We start from the raw sequence: 24,634 nt of genomic DNA on the forward strand, positions 1-24,634 counted from the left end.
TATCGAATGTGGAATGCACGTTACAAAAACAAATATCGGGGATCGTGGGCCAGCCTCGGCACGGGCGCTATTTTGCTCGAAACCGCTTGAATATACTGATAAATAGCGAGTCACATACCTATTTGCAGGAGGGGATCCCGCCACCCGGCAGCCTGACCGTCTTGACACCGCGCAAACCAACACGCCGGGCCCTGCCCGACAGGTCATAGAAGTTTTATATGGAACAAAGCCTTACGCGTTATATCTGGTCGCATACGAAGCGGCAGCAGCTTTTCATTCTGCTGATCGTCGCCCTGTCCATGATCCCCTATTTCCTCGCCTTCGATCTGCCCAAACAGATCGTCAACGGGCCCATTCAGGGAGACGGCTTCGAAGGGGCAAACGCGACACAGCTTTTCATGCATCTCACGGTCGATATTCCCTATTGGGGCACCGTGACGCTCTTCCCCGGGCTCGAACTCAACCGCATGTCGATGCTGATGGCGCTCAGCCTCACCTTCCTTGCGCTTGTCGTCATCAACGGGCTTTTCAAATATTATATCAACACCTTCAAGGGCCGCCTCGGCGAGCGGCTTCTCAGGCGTATCCGTTTCGAACTTATCGATCGGATCCTGCGGTTCCCGCCCACGCATTTCAAGCGGGTCAAGGGTGCTGAAATCTCCAGCATGGTGAAGGACGAGGTCGAGCCGCTGGGCGGATTTACCGGCGACGCCTTTGTGCAGCCGGCGCTTCTGGGCGGTCAGGCGCTCTCGGCACTCTTCTTCATTCTCGTGCAGAATTTCTGGCTGGGTCTGATTGCGGCTTTCATGGCCGCCATCCAGGTCGGCATCATCCCCAAAATGCGCCGTCGCCTCATCGAACTCGGGCGCCAGCGGCAGCTGAGCGCACGCCAGCTTGCCGGGCGCATCGGCGAAATGGTCGACGGCATCGGCACCATCCACGCCTATGACACCTCCAATTTCGAGCGTGCCGATGCCTCGCACCGGCTCGGCGACATCTTCAGGATCCGCTACGATCTCTACCAGTGGAAGTTTCTGGTCAAATTCATCAATAACTTCCTCGCGCAGCTCACCCCTTTCTTCTTTTATGCACTGGGCGGTTATCTCACGCTCAAGGGCAGCCTCGATGTCGGGCAGCTGGTTGCCGTCATCAACGCTTATAAGGAACTGCCAGGACCGCTGAAGGAGCTGATCGACTGGGATCAGGCGCGTCAGGATGTTCAGGTAAAATACGAGCAGGTCTTCGAGCAGTTCGATGCGTCGAACATGATCGATGACAAGGTGCAAAAACTGTCACCGGGAGCAGTCGCGGCAATTGCCGCACCGATCGTCGTCAGCAATCTGACGCTGGAAGACGATAGCGGCAGCCGGCTTCTGGAACAGGCATCGTTGAAGATCGAGGCAGGCGAGGTGATCGCCATCGTCGGCGGATCGGGAGCAGAGGCGCTCGCGGATGCTATCGGCCGCACGCTCTGGCCGACTTCCGGCAAGGTGAGCATCAACGACGTCGACATATTGGAATTGCCTGAATCGCTGACGGGCCGGCGCATCTCCTATGTGTCCTCGGACAGCTATTTTTTCCACGCCAGCCTGAAGGACAATCTGCTTTACGGTCTCAAGCATGCACCGCTTGTCGAAAAGCAATACGAAGGTGCAGCGCTGGAACACCGCAAATGGGAGATCCGCGAAGCCAAGCTTGCGGGCAATCCGACGATCGACATCAACAGCGAATGGATCGACTACGCTTCAAGCCCGGCCGGTGACGGCAAGCCGGAAAACCTCATCCAGGCCGTTCTGGCTGTGCTCGACAGCGTGGAACTTTCACAGGATATTCTGGAATTCGCGTTGCGCTCGACGATCGACCCTTTGACCGACCTGCATCTTGCGGCCCGCATTGTGGAACTGCGACATGTCCTGCGCGCCGAACTGGAAAAGGAGAACCTGAGCGGCCTCATCGCTCCGTTTGAGCTGGAGAGCTACAACAGTGAGGCCACCGTGGGCGAGAACCTGTTGTTCGGCACCATGCGCGACTCATCACAGTCGATCAGGACCGTCATAGAAAGCGAATATTTCCGTTCGCTGATGCGCGAAACAGGCCTCGTCAAAACCCTGTTCGAAATGGGGTATACGATTGCCGAAAACATCGTGGAAATCTTCGCCGACCTGCCGGGTGACCACCCCTTCTTCCAGCAGCTGACATTCATGACACCCGACGATGTTCCGGTCTATCAGCAAATGCTGCAGCGTCTTCAGAGCCGGAGTTTCGACGAGGCCAATGAAAGCGAAAGACGCGCGATGCTGCGGCTGAGCTTCTTCTACATTGAGCCCCGGCAGCGTTTCGGCCTGCTGTCACCGGAAATCATGAACCGGATCGTTGAAGTCCGGCACATGTTCCATGAAAACCTGCCGGACAGCCTGAAGAACGTGATCGAAATCTACGATCCGACGAAATACATGAGTGCCACCAGCCTTCTGGACAATATTCTCTTCGGCAAGGTCAGCCATCGTTATACCGACGCATCACGGCGCATCACCCACATCGTGGCCGAGGTCATGCGCAAGCAGGGCGTCTATGAGCGTGTGCTTGCGGTGGGTCTGGATTTCAACCTCGGCGCCGGCGGCAAGCGGCTCGGGCCACTCCAGCGGCAGAAGCTCAATCTCGCAAGGGCGCTGATCCGCAAGTCCGACTATTACGTCTTCAATCGCCCCCTTCCCGGCCTCGATCCGCGGCAACAGGAGGAAATTGTCGAACGGGTCATCACATTCCTGAAACAGAACAATAATAACCCGGCGATCGTGTGGGTTCTGTCGAATGCGACGCTCTCGCGCATGTTCGACCGGGTCATCGTCGTCCATCAGGGCCTTATCAGCGCTGATGGAAGTTACGAGACTCTTGCGCAGGAAAACGGTACATTCAAGGATATGGTCGCAACATAAATCCAAGAAAGTGACCGAGGTGGAACAAGAACAGGGTAAGGCAATGCTTTTCAAAGACGAAATTCAAATGCTGAAACGCGTCCCGTTTTTTTCGGAAATGGAACCGTCGAAGCTCAAACTTCTCGCATTCGCATCCGACCGCGTGTCCTATCACACCGGCGACATGCTGTTCCGGCAGGGAGATGTCGGCGATGCGGCCTACGTCCTTTTGACCGGTAAAGTGGATGTTCTGGTCGATTCTCCGTCGGGCACGTTAAAAGTGGCCGAAATGACCGGTAATGCGATCGTCGGTGAAATCGCCATTCTCTGCGACAGCGTCAGAACCGCAACCGTGCGCGCCTCCACCAACGTGGAAGCCCTGCGTATCGGCAAGGAACAGTTCTTCAAGCTCATGTCCGATTTCCCTGACATTACCATCAAGGTCATGCGCGTTCTTGCCGAACGTCTCACCCAGACGACGACGGAGCTTAGCAAAGCGCGTGCAAACGCGAGAACATGAGCCGCAATTTCTTGCTACCTTGGATGGCGATGTTGGAAAAATAAATGTCGCACCATTGCAATATAAATGAAATGCTGACTGAATAAGGGCAAGGGCGTCCGCCAAAAGAGAGCGGATATAATAATCTGTAGAGACAACGGGCTTCATGGGAGGAAGCGTGCAAGATTCCGTTGTAATCGGGGTGTGTCATGGCGTTCGATTCCGACATAGTAAGTCGGGAAGGTAATAAAGATTTTCGGGTAAAGATCTGGGGTGCGCGGGGAACGCTTCCTGTTTCAGGTGAAAACTTCCGAAAATATGGCGGGAATACCATCTGCATCGAGGTACGATGCGGAGATCATGTTCTTTTGTTCGACGCGGGTTCGGGGTTACACCCTGCTGGTCTGGCGTTGCGGGCGGAAGGTATTACCGACGTCAACCTGTTCTTCTCTCACTGCCATTACGACCACATCGTCGGCTTTCCCTATTTCAAGCCGTTCTACAATAGCTCCAACGATGTCGCCATCTGGTCGGGTCATCTTGCCGGCACCATGACAACGCGGGAAATGCTCAAGGACTTCATGAGCCCGCCATGGTTCCCCGTACCTCTGGAAGTCTGCTGCGCAAAAATGGCAACCCGTGACTTTATGCCGGGCGACGTCCTGGATGTTCATCCGGGCCTCTCGATCCGAACTGGAATGCTCAATCATCCGGGCAACGCCATCGGGTATCGCCTGGACTGGGCGGGAAAGTCATTCGCCATCATCACCGATACGGAACATGAACCGGGCAATATCGACAAGAACGTGCTTGATCTGATCAAGGACGTCGATCTCTTCCTCTACGACGCCATGTTTACCGATGAGGAGATGGGCCTTTATCGCGGTTATGGCCATTCGTCCTGGCAGGAGGCGATCCGCCTTGCCAAACTGGCAGGCGCAAAAAATGTCGGCTTCATCCACCACGCCCCAAGCCGCAGCGACGATGAGCTGGACGATATCGAAAAACAGGCAAAAGCCCAGTTCAGCGGTGCATTCGCGACAATGGACGGCCAGATCATCGACCTCTGATCGCGGTCACCAATCTCGTGTTGCTGGCGTTCGTTTGACGCTTTTTTGAAGCCTGATTTGTATCATGCGGCGAACAGACGTTCGAACACGCACAATTGACCATCGCCGGCCCATTGCTCCACGATATTGCCACGAGATACCCTGCATTAAATACAACAGAGCACACTTAATGATGATTCTGCGCCAAATGACCGCATGATGGGATTTGCATGATCCGTTTCTTTTCGGAGACCAATTTGAGACGCGCCCGGATCTTGTCCGGCCTCATCATTTTTGCCTTTGTATTTTCCCATCTTTTCAACCATTCGCTCGCTCTCATCTCCATCGATACCGCCGAGCGGGCGCGAAAATGGTTCAGCCTGATCTGGCTCAATCCCGTCAGCAGCCTGCTGTTTTATGGGTCGGTTGTGGTGCACGTCTGTCTTGTCCTGCGCTCGCTTTATCAGCGCCGGACATTGCGCATGCCCCTTCGCGAAGCGCTGCAAGCCATACTTGGCCTGTCGATCCCGTTTTTGATCATAAGCCACGCCGTCAATATTCGCGTGTCGCACATGATCTACAACATCGACGTGGGATATTACTCGGTCGTTCGCCGGCTCTGGATCAACAACCCGATGGCCGGCGCGTGGCAAAGCCTCGCATTGATCGTGATCTGGACCCACGGGTGTATCGGCCTGTTTTTCTGGTTACGTTACCGGGACTGGTATCCCAAAATTGCCGGGATATTCATGACTGTGGCGGTGATGCTGCCTTTGTTGGCGCTTCTGGGCTTCAGCGATGCCGGCCGCTGGCTGGAGGAGGTGGACAGAAAATACTCACTTCCTCCCGGGCTTGCAGATACCACCGTTCAAAGAGACGACATACCGTTGCAACGGGAGATGGAGACGCGTATCCGTTTCGTTACCGACGCAACGGAAGCGATTTTTGTCGGCGCGGTCATGCTGGTGTTCGTCTTGCGCGGCGTGCGCAGCTGGCGACAGAGATCGACGGCTATCGAAATCCGTTATGAGCATGGCGCGCAAGCGCGCGTCCCTGCCGGGCTCAGCATTCTGGAGGCCAGCAGACTCGCGGGCGTACCGCATTATTCCGTATGCGGCGGCAAAGGACGCTGTTCGACCTGCCGGGTCAGGATTGTCGAAAGCAAAGGCCCGCTTCCGCCTCCCGGAGATATCGAACAAACCACTTTGAGGCGCATCCATGCCGATTCAGATGTGCGGCTCGGCTGCCAGTTGCGGCCCACCCAGGATATTGGAATAGCTCTTCTGGTATCGCCGCCCCAACAGAGCGACCTGCCAGCGGATGCGCAACCGGCACGGCCGGGCAAGGAAGAGGAGATCGCCATCCTCTTTTGTGATATCCGCAATTTCACCGCGCTTTCCGAGGCGAAACTGCCATATGACGTCGTGTTTCTTCTAAACCGCTACTTCACCATCGTCGGGCAGGCCGTAGAACAGGCCGGAGGACATCTCGACAAATTCATCGGTGATGGCGCCATGGCTCTTTTCGGACTTGGCGACGATGCAGAAAATGCCTGCCGCAACGCCATGAAGGCCGCGGCTATCATATTGCGGGAGCTTTCAATCCTGAATGAGGGACTGGAAAAACAATTTGCCGTCCGGCTGGAAGTGGTAGTAGGCATCCACGCCGGCCCGACGATCGTCGGCGTCATGGGCTATGGCGCAGCGAAAACCCTGACCGCCATCGGCGACACCGTGAATGTGGCGAGCAGGCTGGAATCCAAGGCCAAGGAATTCGGCGCCGCCATTGTCGTTTCCGAACCCGCCATCATTCAGGCGGGACAGGAGATTGCCGATTTGCGAAGCGAAAAAATCGCCATTCGCGGGAGAAACTCGCAAATGAAAGTTTTCCTGCTCTCGAAAGAAGAGAGCGAGCGCTACCTATAAGGCAACCCCGGCGCTCTCTCTGACGGGCCATCCGGCCTCAAATCTTGCGATAGAGAAAATAACGGTCGGTCGGCACGCTTTCCGGCACCGGCAGAGGCTTAAGCATGGCATGATCCAGAGGCAGACCGCTGACCGCAACGCCGCCTTTTGCCAGCATGCCCGCGGCAAGGTCCGGCAGCCATGTCAGGGTAATGGCATCCTTTTCCGGGTAGCCCGTGCCGATATCGGCATGCACCATGGCCGCCTCCACACCGATGAAGGCCGGAGCGGTTTCCGATATTTCACCGATGACGAGATCTTCCTGCGCCGGAACAGACGAGGCGTGCGCGCCCATGGCCCTGTCGAAGGCAACGATACGGCGTTGCGGAAACAGTTCGCGCAAATGATTGAACGTCCGCCCGTTTCCAAGGCCGATTTCCATGATCGCACCTTCGTCAGGCAGATCGAGATCGGCCTTGACGTGGTTGAGGATATCGCGCTGCGCGGTCAACCGGCGAATGAAACTGTCCAATCTGCTCATAGTCCGTCCGTTCATGAATGCCGGGCATTTCCAGTAAAACCGTATGGCGATGTTGCCGGAAATGCCCGGGAGAAGGCGATCAGGCCTTGATGATGTGTTTTGCGGCGATATCCCGACGTGCGAAGACGTTTCGCGTATCGATGATCAGCGGCGACCATTCGCAAAGAGCGGCATAGTCCACATTGTCGTGATCGGTCGCGACCAGAACAGCGTCAAAGGCGCTGACGGTCTGCTTGTCCCAAGCCACGGATTTCATGCCCATCAGGTGGCTATATTCCCGGGTTTTCGGGATTTCTGCCACGTGCGGATCATAATAGGCCGCTTCGCCGCCGCGCTCCTGAATAAGTTCTATGAGTTTCAGCGAAGGACTTTCACGAATATCGGGCACATTCTTCTTGTAGGCGAGACCGACCACCAGCACCTTGGAGCGGCTGAGCGCCTTGCCGGAACGGATGTCGAGGGCTTCCGCAACCCGTCCGATGACATGACGCGGCATGCCGGTGTTGATTTCGCCGGCGAGCTCGATGAACCTCGTCGGCAACTCGTACTCTCGCGACTTCCAGGTGAGATAGAAAGGATCGATCGGTATGCAGTGGCCACCAAGACCCGGGCCGGGATAAAACGGCATGAAACCGAACGGCTTGGTTTTCGCCGCGTCGATCACTTCCCAGATGTCGATGCCCATGGCCTCGTAGACGACCTTGAGTTCATTGACGAGCGCGATATTGACAGCGCGGAAGACGTTTTCGGTGATTTTCACCGCCTCGGCCGTGGCGTTTGTCGAGACCGGAACGATCTTCTTGACCACTGAGCCGTAGAATGCAGCCATCAGTTTTCCGGCAGCCTCACCATCGCCTGCAACGACCTTTGGAATCGTAGAGGTCTCGAAATCGCGATTACCGGGATCTTCCCGCTCGGGCGAAAAACCGATGAAGAAGTCGACGCCGGAGACAAGTCCGGTACCTTCCAGAATGGTCTTCACAACTCCGTCGGTCGTGCCGGGATAGGTGGTCGATTCCAGCACCACAAGCTGCCCCCTGCGCAGATGCGCGGCAATGTCCCGGCAGGTCTTTTCGACATAGGAGAGGTCCGGCTCGCGATATTTCGTCAGGGGCGTCGGCACGCAAATGGCAATCACATCGCATTCAACCAGTCTGGAAAAATCAGACGTTGCGATGAAGCCATCATCGCGCCTGACGCTTGCCAGCACCTCGTCCGAAACCGCCTCGATATAGCTGCGGCCGGCATCGATCGCGACCATTTTACCGGGATCGATATCGAAACCGACGACCTTGAAACCAGCCTTGGCGATCGTGATGGCTAGCGGCAGACCGACATAGCCAAGGCCGATCACCGCCGCTTTGGCGCTCTTGTTTTCGATGCTGGAAAGCAGGTTCTGGGAAACGACTGGGAAAGTCAAAGCGTGTCACGCTCCGCGCATGTGCAAAAGATGCCTTTCAGTTGGGCAAGAATGGTCAGGCTGTCAAGGCTCGGCCCTCTCAAATTCCGGTTGACGCCAGAGCCATGGGCGACGCACAACCATCCGGATGAGGATCGCTTTTTATTCACCGCTCAAATCGCCCAACCATCCCGTTCCCTCCGGAGACCGGCTGATGGCCCGCCTGCTGATGAAGGCGATGGCGATGAGCGGCCACGATGTTTCCGTCGCTTCCGAGCTGCGCAGCTTTCTCAAACAGGCTGACGATCCGGCGAGGTCCTTGCTTGCCGATGCGGCGACGCACGAAATCGAGACCATCACGGAGCGCTGGCAGCGGGAAGGCGCGCCGGATCTGTGGTTTTGTTATCACCCCTATTACAAGGCCCCGGACTTGCTCGGGCCGGAAATAAGCAGACGTTTCGGTATTGCCTACGTCACCGCCGAGGCCTCCTATTCCCCCAAGCGCAATGGCATGGGCTGGCAGGCGGTTCAGGACGAGTTACTGGCCGCATTGAACGCTGCCGCCATCAATATCTGCTTCACCGCGCGTGATCGCGACGGGCTTGTCCGCGCCTCTCCCGCACTCCGCTCGGCGATGTTGGCGCCCTTTATCGATGCCAGTAATTTTCTTGAAATTGCTCCGCGCCCCACACCGGGAAAACTCATCACCGTCGCCATGATGCGGGCGGGCGACAAGTTCGACAGCTATCGTGCGCTTCGCGAAGCGCTTGCGCTGTTGCCGCACGATTTGAACTGGACATTGGATATCATCGGCGACGGGCCGGAACGCGCTGCCGTACATGCCATGTTCAGCTCTTTTCCCGATCGCCGTCTTGTCTGGCACGGAGAAAAAAACGCAAACGAAATCGCAGAACTTCTTTCAAAAGCATCGGTTTACGTCTGGCCGGGGCATGGCGAAGCCTACGGTCTCGCCTATCTCGAGGCACAGGCTGCGGGCCTGCCCGTTATCGCCGAAGCGGTGGCCGGCGTCCCCGAAGTGTTAAAATCCGGAACCACCGGATTACTGACACCGGAAAATGATACAGCCGCCTATGCTGGAGCAATCGAAACCCTGCTCGGCGATGACAAGCGGCGTGAGGAATTGGCAAGTGCAGCCCGCCAGTTCGTAAAAAATGAACGATCTCTGGAAAACGCCGCAAGAGAACTGAACGATATCCTGTTGCGAGCAAAGGCACGAACATCATGAGTCTGGAAACACTCGTAGCGGCACTGGATGAATGTGGACGACGCGGCATAACGGCCGATCTCTGGCTCAGGGACGACGATGCGGTGGAACCGACACCGGCGCTCGACACGCTGCTCGATCTTTGCAGCAGCTTTTCCGCGCCGGTCACGCTTGCGGTTATCCCCGAGATGACGACGGACAAGCTCGCGCGGCACCTGGATACGACTGACATTGCCCATGTCGCCGTGCATGGCTGGTCCCATACAAACTATGCCACCGAGAAAGAAAAGAAACAGGAACTCGGATCACACCGTGACCTGTCCATCGTTCTCGACGAGTTGCAATCCGGGCTGGAAAAACTGCACGATCTGCATGGCAGGCGTTTCGTGCCTATGCTCGTTCCGCCGTGGAACCGCATAGATGCCAATGTGGTGCAGGGACTGGCAGACCTCGGATATCGAGCGCTTTCGGTTTTCGGCCCGGAGAAAGACGCCGTGCCACCTTGCCTGAACACCCATGTCGACGTGATTGACTGGCACGGCAGCCGCGGTGGGCGCGAAGACGACATCCTTTTCGCCGAGACCGCCGCCCGCATCCTGCAGACTGCGGAGCACGGCGGCACGACCGGCATCCTCACCCATCATCTCGTGCATGATGACAACGTCTGGCGTTTTCTGAAACGGCTGTTCGAAATTACCGGCAAACATCCTGCCGCGCGCTGGCGTTCCTCGGCGGAACTCATCAACCAGATATCACCATGACTTCCAGGCAATCAGCAAACCACCCGTCTTGGTGGCAAGTTCGCGCCTGACAGCTTCAACCTCCTGCAACGCGGCGCGATCGGCAAGAGAAGCGGCAACAAACCCCGCCGGCGCAAGGCTGATGCTCCCAGCCCGAGCGATGACGGTAAAGATCAGCGGACCCGTCGACCACCAGGCTGGCGCACGCGGCATTTCCTCAAGAATCCTCGGAAACGCCTCCAGCATCCTGCGGAAGACCGGATGGCCGGCAGGTGTCGCAATGAAAGAGTTGGCAAGAAGCATGCTGCCCTGCCCGGTATCGCGCGGTGTTTCTTCATCAAACGCCGTCAGCCCTACCAGTGGCAGGAAAGCATCGAAACTCGCATCATCCCGCGCCGGATACCAGTCGCAATCAAGATAGATGCCACCAAAACGCTCCAGCACGACATAGCGGGCCACATCGACAGCACCGGGATAATCGCCGTCTTCCAGCATCGTCCTGAAGACGTCATTCGAAAACACGCCTTCCCGCTCAAGATCGGCCTCCCGCCAGAGGCGATATTCGTAACCATGCGAGGCGGCATGGGCGGCCCAGGCCTTGACCGATACGGGCGGGGCCTTGTCTCCGATCCAAATCTGATGGATGCGCCTCGGCACGTCCTCCCTGCTTTTCAGATTGATAGCGCGGTGCTCCTCCGGGGAAAAATGCGCATATTTTGCAAGCACCTGCGGCGGCGGAACCAGCGTGTATTGATAGCCGATCCTCGCGACCACATCGCCTTCAGCCTTGGCAAGACGCAGCCGTGCCGCATGCAGCCTGCGCGGCAGACCGAGCACTGTCCGCTCACCCATCAGGTGCCCGTCCTTTACTGCAACCAGCGATAAGAGAAGCGCATGCGCTTCCGCATATTGTCCTTGGTTTTGCAACTGCCGGGCTCTATCCAGCTGGGCATCGTAATATTTCTTGTCGGACATGGATCCTCACCCGGGAACGTTCGTTAACATATCGCCAAACACAAGCCATCAGGCAAGCCATTGCAATTTGGAAGCCGGCTTTGAATTTGCTAAACAATTCGATGTTTCAGAGGCATAGACAGACAACAAACCCTACGATAACGTGCCTTTAAGCCCTCCTGAGCAAATTGTCACAAGACAACGATAAAGAGAGACGGCAAGGAACCCTTTAGCATGAGCGCAGGCGCAGATTTGCTCCGTATTGAAAATCTGCGGGTCTCGTTTTCTCTTATGGGTGGCACGATTGACGCCGTGAGGGGTGCCAGCCTTCGCATTCTTCCGGGAAAAGTGACCGCGCTTGTCGGAGAATCCGGCTCCGGAAAATCCGTCATCGGCCAGACGATCATGGGCATCCACCCCAAGACGGCGCGCGTGAACGGCCGCGTGCTGTTTACCGATCCCGCAAATGCCGCAGCCGGCCCCGTCGATCTGCTGCAACTGCCGAAGGATGGCCGGGAAATCCGCGCTATACGCGGAAATCGCATCGGGCTGATTTTTCAGGAACCCATGACGTCTTTTTCGCCGCTGCACACGATCGGCAACCAGATTGACGAAGCGCTGAGAATCCACAGCATCCTGTCGCCGGCCGAGCGCGCGGAAAAAATGCATGAGACGCTCGACCTTGTAGGGTTTTCCAACCCAAAGAAGGTCGTGAACATGTATCCCTTCGAATTGTCGGGCGGCATGCGCCAGCGCGCCATGATTGCCATGGCACTGATCTGTCGCCCCGCGCTTCTGATCGCCGACGAACCGACGACGGCTCTTGATGTGACCATACAGGCGCAAATCCTCAAACTCCTGCGCGATCTCCAGAGCCGGCTGAACATGAGCATGCTGCTCATCACCCACGATCTCGGCGTGGTGGCAAACATCGCCGACGAGGTTGCCGTGATCTATCAGGGCGAGATCATGGAAGCCGGAACGGTCGACGATATTTTCAAGGCACCGAGCCACCCCTATCTCAAGGGCCTGATGGCCGCCGTGCCGCATTTCGACATGAAGCCGGGTGAGAGGCTGAAGGCGCTTCGTGAGATCACCGTCGACCACGAAAGCCTTGTCGGCAAGAAGACCGCCGCAGTGAACAAGACCCCCGGCCCGCTCTTGACCGTGGAGAATATCAGCAAGACCTTCACGACCCGGAAGTCCAGCTGGTTTAGCCGCCGCGATGCCAATGCCACCAAGGCGGTCAACAGCGTGAGTTTTGAAATCCGCCGGGGAGAATGCCTTGGCCTCGTCGGCGAAAGCGGCAGCGGCAAGACAACCGTCAGCAAAATCCTCATGCGCGCCGTTCGCCCGGATGAAGGCTCCGTGACCTTTCACCGGCCGCAGGGCGATATCGACGTCCTCAATGCAAGGGACGGCGATCTAAAGGAATTGCGGTCGAAGATACAGATGGTCTTCCAGGACCCGATCTCATCGCTTTCACCGCGCATGACCGTGCGCAATATTTTGAGCGAGCCGCTTGAAATCCATGGACGGGGCGATGCGAAATACCGCGCGGAAAAAGTCCGTAATCTCGTCAAGGCAATCGGCCTTGGAGAAAGCGCGCTGAACCGTTATCCGCACAGTTTCTCAGGCGGCCAGAGGCAGCGTATCGGCATTGCCAGAGCCCTGGCGTTGGGTCCCGAACTGCTGATCTGCGACGAACCCGTTTCTGCCCTAGATGTCTCGGTGCAGGCGCAAATCCTCAACCTGCTCAAGGATTTGCAGAAGGACCTCGGACTTACCTACCTCTTCATCTCGCACAATCTGGCAGTGGTGGATTACATGGCGGACCGCGTGGCGGTGATGTGCGAGGGCCGCATCGTCGAGCTGGCGCCGCGGGAAATCATGATGCGCTCTCCGGTTCACCCCTATACAAAATCGTTGCTGGCGGCCGTGCCTTTTCCCGATCTCGACCGTCCGCTCGATTTCCGCACCATCGGCAAGATCAGCGCGACGGGCAAGTTCGACTGGGGCAAGCAATTCCGCGACGAGGGTGACGGCGAAATGATCTCTGCCGATCTTGGCGATGGCCATTTCGTTCTCGCAAATGGCAATGCCGACATCAGGGAGCTTCGCTCGTGATTACGCGCCGCACCACCCTTGCCTTGATGGCCTCCGTCTTTTTGCCGACCTATGCGCGCGCTGCCTATACCGACCCCGCCTACTTCAAGGAAAAGCGGGAAAAAGGTGAGCTGCCTGATATTGCCGAGCGCTTGCCGAAAAACCCGCGCGTCATCGATATGAAGGCGCTTGGCCGGGAGCCCGGAAAACACGGCGGTTCCGTGCGCATGCTGATCGGCGGCCAGCGCGATATCCGGCTTATGCCCATCAGCAACTATGCCCGCCTGGTTGGTTACGACGAAAAATTCGAGCTTCATCCCGACATTCTGGAAAGCTACGACGTTCAGGACGAACGCATCTTCACCTTCAAGCTGCGAGAAGGCCACAAATGGTCCGACGGCAGCGATTTAACCTCCGAGGATTTCCGGTATTTCTGGGAGGATGTTGCTCTCAACAAGGAAATTCACAAGGGCGGCCCGCCAATCGAACTGCTGGTCAACAACAATCCTCCCCAGATCGAAGTCATTGACCGGCTGACGGTGCGCTATACCTGGGAAGGTCCGAACCCCGATTTTCTGGCAAAGCTCGCAGCAGCATCGCCCGCGCGGCTTTTCCTGCCCGCCGCCTATATGAAGCAGTTCCACATCAAATATCAGACCGCGGAAAACCTCGCCAAGCTCATCAAGAAGAACAAGGCGGATGACTGGAGCGGTCTGCATATCAAGATGTCGCGGCAGGTCCGTCCAGAAAATCCCGCTCTGCCGACGCTGGACGCCTGGCGCAATACGACTTCGCCACCGGCCGAACAGTTCGTTTTCGAACGCAATCCCTATTATCACCGTGTCGACGAAAACGGCCTTCAACTGCCCTATCTCGACCGGTTCCTGCTGAACGTCACCTCCTCCGACATCATCTCGGCCAAGACGGCGTCGGGTGACAGCGATCTGCAATATTTCGGCCTCGATTTCGCCGACTACACCTTCCTGAAGGATGCCGAAAAGCGCTTTCCTCTGAAGGTGAACCTCTACAAACGCTCTCAAGGGTCGCGCATTGCGCTTCTGCCCAATCTGAACTGCGCCGATCCTGTATGGCGGAGCTGTTTCCAGGACGTGCGCGTGCGCCGCGCAATGTCGCTCGCTATAAACCGGCACGAAATCAACATGGTCTGCTTTTACGGGCTGGCCAAGGAAAGCGCCGACACCGTCTTGCCGGAAAGCCCGCTTTACCGACCGGAATTTGCCGAGGCCTGGAGTGCCTTCGACCGGGCGATGGCCAACAGGTTGCTTGACGAAGCAGGTCTCGATAAGCGCGACAGCGCCGGCTACCGGCTTCTGCCGGACGGCCGTCCAGCCTATATCATCGTCGAGACCACAGGCGAAAGCACGCTCGAAACGGACGTGATGGAACTGGTCACGGACCACTGGCGGCATATCGGCATTGCGGTTTCGGTCCGCCCGACCCAGCGCGATGTCTTCCGCAAGCGTGCCATGGGCGGCGAGGTGCTGATGTCGGTGTGGATGGGCATGGACAATGGCGTGCCGACCCCCGACATGTTGCCTTCGGGCCTTGCGCCCACCGGCGACGACCAGTTGCAATGGCCGGTCTGGGGCATCCACTATCTGTCCGGCGGGCGCGAGGGCAAGGAGCCTGACCTGCCGGAAGCAGCGCATCTGCTCGATCTCCTGAAAAAATGGCGCCGAAGCGTCACCGAGGAAGAGCGCGAGGCAATCTGGCTGGAAATGCTTGGTATCTACACGCAGCAGGTATTTTCCATCGGCATCGTCAACGGCGCGCTGCAACCCGTCGTCCATGTCAAACGCATGCGAAACGTGCCGGAAAAGGCGCTTTTCGGCTTTGAACCCACATCGTATCTCGGCATCTACATGCCGGATGCCTTCTGGTATGACGGAGACGCCTGATATGCTGCGGTATATTCTCAAGCGCATCCTCGTCATGATCCCCACGCTGATCCTGATCTCGATGCTGGTCTTCACCATCATCGAATTGCCACCGGGCGATTATTTCGAAAGCTACGTCGCCGAACTGCGCGCCATGGGCGAGACCGCAAACCTTGCCGAAATCGAGGAGTTGCGCGTCCGCTACGGCTTCGACCAGCCGGCGCCGATCCGTTACTTCCGCTGGGCAACCGGCATGCTGGTCGGCGATTTCGGTTATTCTTTCGAATATCAGCTCCCGGTAAACGAGGTTGTGGGAGACCGTCTGTGGTTGACGGTTCTGGTGTCCTTCGTCACCATCATCGTCACCTGGATTCTTGCCTTCCCGATCGGCATCTACTCCGCCACTCACAAATATAGCTGGGGCGACTACGGCCTGACCTTCCTCGGTCTGCTTGGCATCGCCATCCCCAACTTCATGCTGGCGCTGATCCTGATGTATTTCGCCAATATCTGGTTCGGCATCTCCATCGGCCATCTGATGGATCGGGAATATCTGAACCAGGCGATGAGCTGGCCAAAGTTCAAATCGATTCTCGAACATATCTGGATACCCGTCCTCATCATCGGAACGGCGGGCACGGCCGGCATGATCCGCCGCCTGCGCGCCAACCTCTTGGACGAGTTGCAGAAACAATATGTCGTAACCGCCCGCGCCAAGGGGCTTCACCCTTTCAAGGTGCTGATCAAATACCCGCTGCGCATGGCGCTGAATTTCTTCATCTCGGACATCGGCTCGATCCTGCCCGCTATCATATCAGGCGCGGAAATTACCGCCGTCGTGCTGTCGCTCGAAACAACCGGTCCGATGCTCATCCGGGCGCTGCAAAGCCAGGACATGTACCTGGCCGGCTCCTTCCTGATGTTCCTTGCTTTCCTCACGGTGATCGGCGTTCTTGTGTCGGATATCGCCCTTGCCATACTTGACCCGAGAATCCGCTTCGGAGGTGGTAACGTCAAATGACTTCATCCATCCCGACATCCGGCGAAGCGCTGCCCCACTACGTTTCGACGGCGCCGTTCGACCCGTCGCTCATCGAACCCAATACGTCCGGAATGGCGGCCTTCAGCAAGGCGTCGCAGCTGCGGCTCATGTGGTGGCAGTTCCGCCAGCACAAGATCGCCGTCTGGTCCGGCGCCTTTCTGGTGGTGCTTTATCTTTCGATCCTGATCAGCGAGTTCCTCGCGCCTTACAATCTTCACACCCGCAATATCGAGCATATCTACGCCCCACCCCAGGCCATTCACCTTTTCAATGACGGAAAATTTGTCGGGCCCTTCGTCTATGGTCGGGAAATGACGCTCGACATGGACAATCTGCGGCGTGTCTACCGGGATGTGCCGACGGATATCCAGCCGCTGCGTTTCTTCTGCAAGGGCGATACCTATCATTTCTGGGGCATGATCGAGGCTAGAACCCACCTCGTATGTCCGGCCGAAGGTGGTGAAATGTTCCTGCTCGGCACCGACCGGCTTGGACGAGACGTGCTGTCGCGAATCATCTACGGCGCGCGCATCTCGCTGACGATCGGCCTTCTCGGTGTCGCCATGAGCTTCGTTCTCGGCATTGTGATCGGCGGACTTGCAGGTTATCGCGGCGGCACTTTCGATCTCATCGTCCAGCGTATCATCGAAGTCCTGCAATCCATTCCGAGCATTCCGCTGTGGCTCGCACTCGCAGCAATCATGCCGGTGACCTGGAGTCCGATCCTCGTCTATCTCGGCATCACCATCATTCTCGGCATGCTGGACTGGACGGGACTGGCGCGCGCCGTGCGCTCCAAATTGCTGGCATTGCGCGAGGAAGACTATGTTTTGGCTGCACAACTGATGGGCGCCGGCACGCCGCGCATCATCGGCAGGCACCTTATCCCCGGCTTCATGTCACATCTGATCGCCTCGGCGACGCTGACGATACCGGGCATGATTCTCGGCGAAACCGCGCTGAGCTTCCTTGGTCTCGGCCTCAGGCCGCCGATCACAAGTTGGGGAATTCTGCTCACGGAGGCGCGCAGCGTCAGCGTCATTGCGCTATATCCGTGGCTTCTCATCCCGACGATTCCGGTTGTTCTCGTCATTCTGGCCTTTAATTTCTTCGGTGACGGACTACGTGATGCTGCGGATCCCTTCAGATAAAATGGAACACGCCTTGATAAACTGCTCTTCCGCCATCGCCTTTTTTGGGAAAGGCAAAAAGAGGTGTGGCCGATGACCTCCCGTCTGAACGACGCACGCATCCTCATGTACAGCCACGATTCCTTCGGCCTCGGACATCTGCGGCGCTGTCGCACGATCGCTCACGCGCTGGTGGAGGATTATCGCGGCCTCAACGTGCTTATCATTTCGGGTGCGACTATCGCCGGTGCCTTCGATTATCGCGCTCGTGTCGATTTCGTGAAAATCCCGAGCGTCATCAAGCTGCGCAACGGCGAATACACCTCCATGGACCGGCATATCGATCTTCAGGAAACACTGAAGATGCGCCGCTCCATCATCTATCACACTGCCGAAAGCTTCCAGCCGGATATCTTCATCGTCGACAAGGAGCCCATGGGTCTTCGTGGCGAGGTGGAGGAAACGCTTGCGTATCTCAAGGGACAGGGAACCAAGCTTGTCATCGGCCTGCGTGACGTCATGGATGCACCGCAGCTGCTTGAAGCGGAGTGGAAGCGCAATGACGTGATGACCAAGATCGGCAAGTTCTATGACCACGTCTGGATTTATGGCCCGCCGGACTTCCACGACCCCTTGACGGGGCTCGACGTTCCCCAGACCGTTCGGGACAAGATGGATTTCGTCGGCTTCCTGCAACGCTCCAAAACGCAGGCGGAAACCGTGGCGCACCGGCCGGAGGGCGACTATCTACTCATCACCACTGGCGGCGGCGGTGACGGCAGCGAATTGATCGATGACGTCATCAACGCCTACCGTCATGATAGCGAACTGACGCACAAGGCGCTGGTGGTGCTCGGCCCTTACATGCCGGCAGACCAGCGCCAGCGATTCATGAGCAGTGTTGCCGATATTCCATACATCGAGATCATCGAATTCGACAATCGCATGGAAGACCTCGTTGCCGGCGCTCAGGCCGTCGTGTCGATGGGCGGCTACAACACCGTCTGCGAGATATTGTCGTTCGACAAGCCTGCCCTCGTCGTGCCGCGCACGGTGCCGAGGGAGGAGCAGCTTATCCGCGCAAGCCGCGCGTCGGAGCTCGGCCTTTTCGACATGCTTTTACCTGAGGATGCCGAGAATCCGGCAAAAATGGCGGCAGCTCTTAAAGCGCTGCCGAATCGCGCGCCGCCTTCCGTCAATTCGCAGGACCTGAAGCTCGATGGTCTGGAAAACATTTCGAAACGGATAGCCGAATGGCTGCCGCCCGAGGGCGACAAGGTGCCAATAACGCTGACAGCGTGACCGGCTCCCCGACAACCACCGCTTCAAAAGAGACACGCGCAACGTGACCGACACAAAAAAAATCGTGGTGCTCCTCAAGGGCTATCCGCGCCTGTCCGAGACTTTCATTGCCCAGGAACTTCTGGGGCTTGAAAAGGCTGGCCTTACGCTGGAACTCATGTCCATGCGCCGCCCGACGGATAAAAAACGCCACCCCGTTCACGATGAAATCCGCGCACCCGTGACCTACCTGCCGGAATATCTGCATGACGAGCCCATCCGCGTGCTGAAGGCCCTGTGGGCATGCCGCAAAAAGCCAGGCTTCACCAAGGCGCTGCGTCGGTTTTTCAGCGATCTGCCGCATGATCTCAGCCGCAACCGCTTCCGCCGTTTCGGGCAGGCGGCCGTGCTGGCGCACGAATGGCCTGTAGATGCCGGGTGGCTGCATGTCCACTTCATCCACACACCCGCCTCGGTCGCCGCCTATACCCATCTTATCACCGGCACGCCCTGGACGATTTCGGCTCACGCCAAGGATATCTGGACCTCCAGCGACCGGGACCTTGCCGCAAAGCTGGAAAGCGCCCGCTGGGCCGTGACCTGCACCGCAAGCGGCTTTCAGCATCTTCGCACCCTTTCCGGCGTCAAGCAGAATGTGCATTTGAGCTATCACGGTCTTGATCTCACCCGCTTCCCGCATTTCGACACGCCGCGTCCGCAAAGAGATGGATCGGACGCTCATGATCCGGTCAGGATTTTGAGTGTTGGACGGGCCGTCAAGAAAAAGGGCATCGATATTCTGTTGCAGGCTTTGGCCTCGCTTCCACAGGACATCCATTGGCGTTTCACCCATATCGGTGGCGGCGACGAACTTGCCGGGTTGAAAAAACTCGCCGACGAGCTTGGCATCGCCGACAGGATCGTCTGGACCGGCGCCATGGACCAGAAACAGGTGCTGGAGAATTACCGCGAGGCCGACCTCTTCGCCCTTGCCTGCCGCATCACCAGCGATGGTGACCGCGACGGTCTTCCCAATGTGCTGGTCGAGGCCGCCAGCCAGGCGCTGACCTGCATTTCCACCAATATATCAGGCATTCCGGAATTCTTCGTGGATGGTGAAAACGGCCTGCTGACGGAGCCCGAAAATCCGGTTGCCTTCGCCGAGGCTCTGCGCACGGCGATTACCGATCCACAATTGCGTGAGCGTCTGGGTAGTGCGGCCGAAAACCGTGTGCGAACCGCCTTCGACAACCGCACCAGCATTGCCGAGTTGAAGACGCTGTTCGAAACCGAGTGGGAAAAAACGCCATGACCGATACGGAAAAGCGCCCTTCCGTTTTCTTCTACGTCCAGCACCTTCTGGGCATCGGCCATATCGCCCGCGCCAGCCGCGTGGCCAATGCCCTTCAGGCAGATGGTTTCGATGTCGTTCTGGTGACAGGTGGCACCCCGGTTCCCGGCTTTCCGGGCGAAGGCATCCGCCATGTCGAATTGCCGCCGATCGCCGTCAGCGACGGCAGCTTTTCCGGCCTTGTCGATAGTTCCGGCAAACCGGTCGATGACGACTTCAAGAAGCTGCGAACGGATATGCTGATCGGCGCTTATCACGGCGCAAAGCCGGATATCGTCATCATAGAGGCCTTCCCCTTCGGCCGAAGGCAGGTGCGTTTCGAATTGCTGCCGCTTCTGCACGAGATCGAGGACAGTGAACCACGCCCGCTCGTCATGACGTCGCTGCGCGATATTCTGCAGGAAAAAACCAAACCCGGCCGTGACGAAGAAACCGTGTCGCTGGTGAAGAAACATTTCGACGCGGTGCTGGTCCACGGAGATCCGGATTTCGTCCGGCTGGAGGAGACCTTTCCCCTTGCCGGCGAAATCAGCCAGCGCGTTGTCTATACCGGCCTCGTCGCGCCGCTGCCATCGCCGGAACCGGCGGAAAAATTCGATATCGTCGTTTCCGCTGGCGGAGGTGCCGTTGGTGCAGCCCTTATCCGGGCCGCACTTGAGGCATCGCCTCTGCTGGAAGAGATCAAAAGCTGGTGCCTCATAACCGGCCCCAACATGCCGCAGGCAGATTTCGATGCGATCTCGGCGCAGGCGCCCGAAAATGTGTCCATCTTCCGCTTCCGCAAGGATTTCGCAAGCCTGCTTGCCGGCGCGCGGCTTTCGGTTTCGCAGGCCGGTTACAACACCGTCTGCGATATTCTACAGGCAAAATGCCGCTCGCTTCTGATCCCGTTTGCGGCCGATGGCGAAACGGAACAGAGCGCCCGCGCCGAACGGCTGGCGCGGATGGGGCTGGCACAGGTGCTGGAAGAGAAGCATATCTCTGCGCAATCCATGGCCGATGCCATCAGGGCGGCATTGGCCCTGCCGGGACCGGACGTGATCCACCTCGATCTCGATGGCGCCGCAGGAACGGCTAGAGCTTTGCGCCGCCTTTTTGATGAGCGGTGAGGATCGCCTTTAACTCTCGAACGGCCTCTTCATCGGTGCCCTTGCGCCCCGCGCCGGTGAAACCGAGTTTCGCCACCCGGCTTTCCGGATCGTAAAACGGAATGGCGGAACAGGATGCGTGGATCTCCGTAATGGGAAAGCGGTCCAGCAATGTCTGCACGACTGGTGGACGCACCCCGGCCCCCGGCATGATGACAATCCGCCCGGCGGCAAGCTCGGATAATCGCGCCAAGGTCTCGATGCCCTCAAGCGCAGAACGCGCGCCCCCGGAGGTCAGAATTCTCGGGAAACCCAGCGCGATAGCGGCTTCCAAGGCTTCATCCATGTCGGGAACAACATCGATCGCCCGGTGCAGCGTCATATCGAGCCCGTCGGCGTGGCGGCGCAGTTCTTCGAGCAGGGGAATATCAAGCGAGCCATCGCCAAGCGAGGCACCGAGCACCACGCCGGAAAGCCCCGCCGCGCGCGCCGCATCGATATCGCGTTTCATCACATCGGCCTCGTCGCGCGTGAACACGAAATCCCCGGCGCGCGGCCTGATCATCACGCTCACCGGCAGGGCGTAGGCCGCCGCCCGGTGCATGAAACCCGCAGACGGCGTCACACCGCCACCGGACAATGCCGCGCAAAGTTCTATTCGGTCGGCCCCACCCCTGACCGCCGCTTCCAGACCGGCCACGTCGTCCACGCAAATCTCGAGAATCATCGTAACCTCTTTCTTTTAAATGTGCCGTGTTTTCGCGCCGGCTTATCCGAAAACCGCCCACACTTTTCGGTCCGACGCTCTACCTGCGGCGGCCCTTCCCATCAAGCGCGTAGAGCATGTAAACGCCGCCGAGACCTACAACCGCTCCCAGGATTGAAGTGCCTGAATAGCTCGTGACGAGCGTGCCGACGGCAAAAATCAGCGCACCCAAACCCGCGCCGAGGAAGATGTTGACGGCAATCAGCGAGCTTCCAAGCCCCGGCCGATCCGCAATCAGTTCCTGCAGATAGGTGATCGGGATACTGATGATGGCGGCTGCGCCGAGCGCGCTGATCAAGGTCTGCGCATAGATATGCCAAGGTGCCGTCGCGAGCCCCTGGAGGATGAGGTAGATGGCATAAAGCCCCGCTCCCGCCGCAAGGGTCAGCGTTTGCGGCACCTTTTTTTCGATCCAGCCCCACAGCAGAATGAAGACGATTTCCAGCGCGGCAACGATGCCCGCGACGATACCGATATCCGCGACCGTTCCCTTTGCCTGACCCGTTATGATGAGCGAGCGGATGGAATCATTGAGATGCAGCATCGAGCAGATGAGCGCGATGGCGATGATCCGCAGCAGCACCCGTCGCTCCCCGATTTCCGCAAGTGAAGCGCGGACACCGAAGCGTGCCTGCGTGTTCACCGATCCCGGCGTGGCCGTGCGCGGCAGGCAGAAGGCGACAAGCAGAAAGCAGATAAGCGCGCAGATGCCTGAGAACAGGAAAGCCAGCAGCATATTGCCGGAATTCACCAGAAAAATACCGACGATACCAGGCACCAGCACCCAGGACAGCGAGATGGTGGCCCGCATGATCGAATTCACGGCAATCATGTCGCCCGTCGAAAGATTGCGGGCATCGGCGCGCACATGCGCGAAAATCAGGGAGTTCATCGCCCCGAAAATCGGCAGGAGCAGCAGCTTCGCGGTCACGAAGGCGGTGGCATTACCGACGAGATAAACCAGCAGATAGCCGCTGACGCCGAAAAGCGCGATCAGCAGCATGGGTTTGCGATATTCGCCGAGCCGGTCTGCAACGATGCCCATCAGCACGCTGGCGCTGACATTGATGATGGCGGCAAACAGCATCAGCAGGGAATAGACGGTGTTGCTGAGCCCGATTTCGCGAATGCCGATCACCGCCTGATAGGGGGCGGTGGCGGCATTCGAAAATCCGAAGAACAGGATGGCGAGCGCCCCGATGCGGATCGACGGATTGTTGAAAACGATGGAAAGAGCCGACGGCATGAAGGTTCGCCTGAGATGATCCGGCACGGCCGGATCGCTGAATGAAATGCTATCGAACCGCTGTCATCGCCAGCGGGCCGAAAGGATGGGTTTCGGGATATAGTTGAAATGCGATTTCCATGGGTAAAAATCGCCATCCCGGCGGCGATTGGGGAGGTTTTCGATATCCTGATTGATAACCCCCTCCGTCAACGCCATGAGATTGGGATTGGCGATGGGCGCAAGGTCCGGCGAAAGATAACCTGACTTGACGACCAGCAGCCTTACCGCCTTCGGATCGAAGCCCAGACGGGTGAAATCCGCGATCATGTGATAGGGCCTGCGCCGTGCGGCCAGAATGACGGTAATGCCATCGATGACGACGACCGCCTGCCGCTGATCGGAAGCACCTGGATCGTCCAGTTTCAGGACCTTGGCTTCGACAGTGATGGAAGGGCTTTCGGTATCGAGACTGCCGCCGATCTTCAGGAAAAGCGCCGCGCCCTCGCCCGCCGCAAAACAGGCCTCGACCGCCGGCCTGTCGGTGATGCCGCCGATCAACGCGCCCTGCCAATTGCGCGCAATCAACGCCGCCAGAACATCGGCGCGATCGCCCACCCCGCCGCCGGTCGGATTGTCGCCGGAATCCGCCAGAATGATCGGCACGGTTGTTGTTTTTTCCGCAATATCCATGATGACCTCGAGCGGTTCGGTCACGGGACCGAAACGGAAATCCTGTCGGGCATTCCAGTAGGATTGCGCAATCTCCGAGGCGACCGCCTGCGCGGCCTCTCTGTCCGTCCCGGTAACGACAGCGCAGGCCGTCGCCCTTGGTTCATCGGCCCAGACGTAGCCGATCATGAAATTCGCATCCCAAATGCCGGGCCGCGCGTCGTAGTCCGGCAAGACGGCATAGAGGCTTTTGGCCGGTTCATCTTCCGTGGAGGTTTTTTCACCCGGCAGTAGAACGGGGATTTTCGCCCATGCCACACCGGGCTTCTCGCCCGTTTTCAGAGCCTTGATGAGCATCGTCCACGCCCGCACCATCGTCTCGCGCACATCGATATGCGGCGCAGTTCGGTAGCCGGCGAAAATATCCAATTGGTCGATGATCGACTGGCTGACATTGCCGTGCAGGTCGTAGCTGGCGGAAATGATCACATCCGGTCCGACTACGGCGCGGGCGCTGGAAATCCAGTCCCCTTCCGCATCGTCCATTCCCTCGACATTCATCGCGCCATGCATGGCGAGATAAAGCCCGTCGAGCGGCAGGCAAGCCTTGAGACGCTCCAAGAATTCCTGCTTGAACGCATCATAGGCCGCGCGCGACACGGGACCACCCGGCACCGCCCGCGCATGCAGAAGCGGCAACACCTCCGCCCCGCCTTCACCGAGGAAATTGAAATATTCGGCTTCCAGCAACTCCGCCCCGCGAAAGACGCGAAAATCTTCCTGACGCATCAACACCGGCGAATAGGTGCTGCATTCGGTATGAATTCCACCAACGGCAATACGCATCTC

At 58.1% G+C, this 24,634-nt stretch carries 19 protein-coding genes; 13 read left to right on the forward strand and 6 right to left on the reverse strand.

Going from position 1 to position 24,634, the window contains the following annotated elements; all coding sequences use genetic code 11:
• Positions 1 to 218: 218 nt before the first annotated feature.
• From ACZ5A6_RS11390 to ACZ5A6_RS11405, 4 genes are all read left to right on the forward strand, one after another.
• The gene (locus ACZ5A6_RS11390; protein WP_003516808.1) at positions 219 to 2,936 is read left to right on the forward strand and encodes an ABC transporter ATP-binding protein; all 2,718 of its coding nucleotides are present in this window, start codon (positions 219 to 221) and stop codon (positions 2,934 to 2,936) included.
• 43 nt (positions 2,937 to 2,979) lie between these two features.
• Positions 2,980 to 3,435, forward strand: coding sequence for a cyclic nucleotide-binding domain-containing protein (locus ACZ5A6_RS11395; protein ID WP_003516807.1), 456 nt, complete (start codon positions 2,980 to 2,982; stop codon positions 3,433 to 3,435).
• Between the two features lie 347 nt (positions 3,436 to 3,782).
• Positions 3,783 to 4,484: an MBL fold metallo-hydrolase gene (locus ACZ5A6_RS11400; protein WP_003516806.1), complete on the forward strand. Its 702-nt coding sequence runs from the start codon at positions 3,783 to 3,785 to the stop codon at positions 4,482 to 4,484.
• A gap of 209 nt (positions 4,485 to 4,693) precedes the next feature.
• Positions 4,694 to 6,388 (forward strand): adenylate/guanylate cyclase domain-containing protein, encoded by a 1,695-nt coding sequence (locus ACZ5A6_RS11405; RefSeq protein ID WP_003516805.1) that lies wholly within the window; start codon positions 4,694 to 4,696, stop codon positions 6,386 to 6,388.
• Between the two features lie 37 nt (positions 6,389 to 6,425).
• Here ACZ5A6_RS11405 and ACZ5A6_RS11410 read toward each other — a convergent pair whose 3' ends face one another.
• Together ACZ5A6_RS11410 and ACZ5A6_RS11415 are read right to left on the reverse strand one after the other, a co-directional pair.
• Positions 6,426 to 6,908: a class I SAM-dependent methyltransferase gene (locus ACZ5A6_RS11410; protein WP_174060510.1), complete on the reverse strand. Its 483-nt coding sequence runs from the start codon at positions 6,906 to 6,908 to the stop codon at positions 6,426 to 6,428.
• A gap of 79 nt (positions 6,909 to 6,987) precedes the next feature.
• Positions 6,988 to 8,328 carry a nucleotide sugar dehydrogenase gene (locus ACZ5A6_RS11415; protein WP_174060511.1) on the reverse strand — a complete coding sequence of 447 codons (1,341 nt, stop codon included), beginning with the start codon at positions 8,326 to 8,328 and terminating at the stop codon, positions 6,988 to 6,990.
• Positions 8,329 to 8,455: 127 nt separating this feature from the next.
• On the opposite strand from ACZ5A6_RS11415, the gene ACZ5A6_RS11420 reads away from it, so the two are divergent.
• Together ACZ5A6_RS11420 and ACZ5A6_RS11425 are read left to right on the forward strand one after the other, a co-directional pair.
• Positions 8,456 to 9,553: a glycosyltransferase family 4 protein gene (locus ACZ5A6_RS11420; RefSeq protein ID WP_174060512.1), complete on the forward strand. Its 1,098-nt coding sequence runs from the start codon at positions 8,456 to 8,458 to the stop codon at positions 9,551 to 9,553.
• Positions 9,550 to 10,293 carry a polysaccharide deacetylase family protein gene (locus ACZ5A6_RS11425; protein WP_111799110.1) on the forward strand — a complete coding sequence of 248 codons (744 nt, stop codon included), beginning with the start codon at positions 9,550 to 9,552 and terminating at the stop codon, positions 10,291 to 10,293. The genes ACZ5A6_RS11420 and ACZ5A6_RS11425 overlap by 4 nt, the downstream gene beginning before the upstream one ends.
• Here the strand turns inward: ACZ5A6_RS11425 and ACZ5A6_RS11430 are convergent.
• Entirely contained in the window at positions 10,285 to 11,247 is a 963-nt protein-coding gene (locus ACZ5A6_RS11430; RefSeq protein WP_019566083.1) for a glycosyltransferase family 32 protein, read from the reverse strand. The two genes, ACZ5A6_RS11425 and ACZ5A6_RS11430, sit on opposite strands and share 9 nt — an antisense overlap.
• A gap of 213 nt (positions 11,248 to 11,460) precedes the next feature.
• Here ACZ5A6_RS11430 and ACZ5A6_RS11435 point away from each other — a divergent pair, with 213 nt between their 5' ends.
• The 7 genes from ACZ5A6_RS11435 to ACZ5A6_RS11465 all read left to right on the forward strand — a co-directional run bounded on the left by ACZ5A6_RS11435 (position 11,461) and on the right by ACZ5A6_RS11465 (position 21,143).
• Positions 11,461 to 13,353 (forward strand): ABC transporter ATP-binding protein, encoded by a 1,893-nt coding sequence (locus ACZ5A6_RS11435; RefSeq protein ID WP_003516799.1) that lies wholly within the window; start codon positions 11,461 to 11,463, stop codon positions 13,351 to 13,353.
• Complete coding sequence (locus ACZ5A6_RS11440; RefSeq protein WP_019566081.1) at positions 13,350 to 15,251, forward strand: ABC transporter substrate-binding protein; 1,902 nt, start codon at positions 13,350 to 13,352, stop codon at positions 15,249 to 15,251. Before ACZ5A6_RS11435 ends, ACZ5A6_RS11440 begins: the two co-directional genes overlap by 4 nt.
• Position 15,252: 1 nt before the next feature.
• Positions 15,253 to 16,251 carry an ABC transporter permease gene (locus tag ACZ5A6_RS11445; protein ID WP_003516797.1) on the forward strand — a complete coding sequence of 333 codons (999 nt, stop codon included), beginning with the start codon at positions 15,253 to 15,255 and terminating at the stop codon, positions 16,249 to 16,251.
• Entirely contained in the window at positions 16,248 to 17,423 is a 1,176-nt protein-coding gene (locus ACZ5A6_RS11450) for an ABC transporter permease (RefSeq protein ID WP_003516796.1), read from the forward strand. Before ACZ5A6_RS11445 ends, ACZ5A6_RS11450 begins: the two co-directional genes overlap by 4 nt.
• A 72-nt stretch (positions 17,424 to 17,495) precedes the next feature.
• Positions 17,496 to 18,704, forward strand: a complete 1,209-nt coding sequence (locus ACZ5A6_RS11455; RefSeq protein ID WP_003516795.1) for a glycosyltransferase family protein — start codon at positions 17,496 to 17,498, stop codon at positions 18,702 to 18,704.
• Between the two features lie 43 nt (positions 18,705 to 18,747).
• Entirely contained in the window at positions 18,748 to 19,995 is a 1,248-nt protein-coding gene (locus tag ACZ5A6_RS11460; RefSeq protein WP_065663009.1) for a glycosyltransferase family 4 protein, read from the forward strand.
• The gene (locus ACZ5A6_RS11465; RefSeq protein WP_464110942.1) at positions 19,992 to 21,143 is read left to right on the forward strand and encodes a glycosyltransferase family protein; all 1,152 of its coding nucleotides are present in this window, start codon (positions 19,992 to 19,994) and stop codon (positions 21,141 to 21,143) included. Before ACZ5A6_RS11460 ends, ACZ5A6_RS11465 begins: the two co-directional genes overlap by 4 nt.
• On the opposite strand, the gene ACZ5A6_RS11470 is transcribed toward ACZ5A6_RS11465, so the two are convergent.
• From ACZ5A6_RS11470 to ACZ5A6_RS11480, 3 genes are all read right to left on the reverse strand, one after another.
• The gene (locus ACZ5A6_RS11470) at positions 21,109 to 21,849 is read right to left on the reverse strand and encodes a copper homeostasis protein CutC (RefSeq protein WP_025594519.1); all 741 of its coding nucleotides are present in this window, start codon (positions 21,847 to 21,849) and stop codon (positions 21,109 to 21,111) included. The genes ACZ5A6_RS11465 and ACZ5A6_RS11470 overlap by 35 nt on opposite strands.
• Positions 21,850 to 21,928: 79 nt before the next feature.
• Complete coding sequence (locus tag ACZ5A6_RS11475; RefSeq protein ID WP_174060514.1) at positions 21,929 to 23,134, reverse strand: MFS transporter; 1,206 nt, start codon at positions 23,132 to 23,134, stop codon at positions 21,929 to 21,931.
• Positions 23,135 to 23,197: 63 nt separating this feature from the next.
• Positions 23,198 to 24,631: a M81 family metallopeptidase gene (locus ACZ5A6_RS11480; RefSeq protein ID WP_174060515.1), complete on the reverse strand. Its 1,434-nt coding sequence runs from the start codon at positions 24,629 to 24,631 to the stop codon at positions 23,198 to 23,200.
• Between the last annotated feature and the right edge of the window lie 3 nt (positions 24,632 to 24,634).

This window comes from Agrobacterium sp. 6Ca8 (assembly GCF_055382765.1).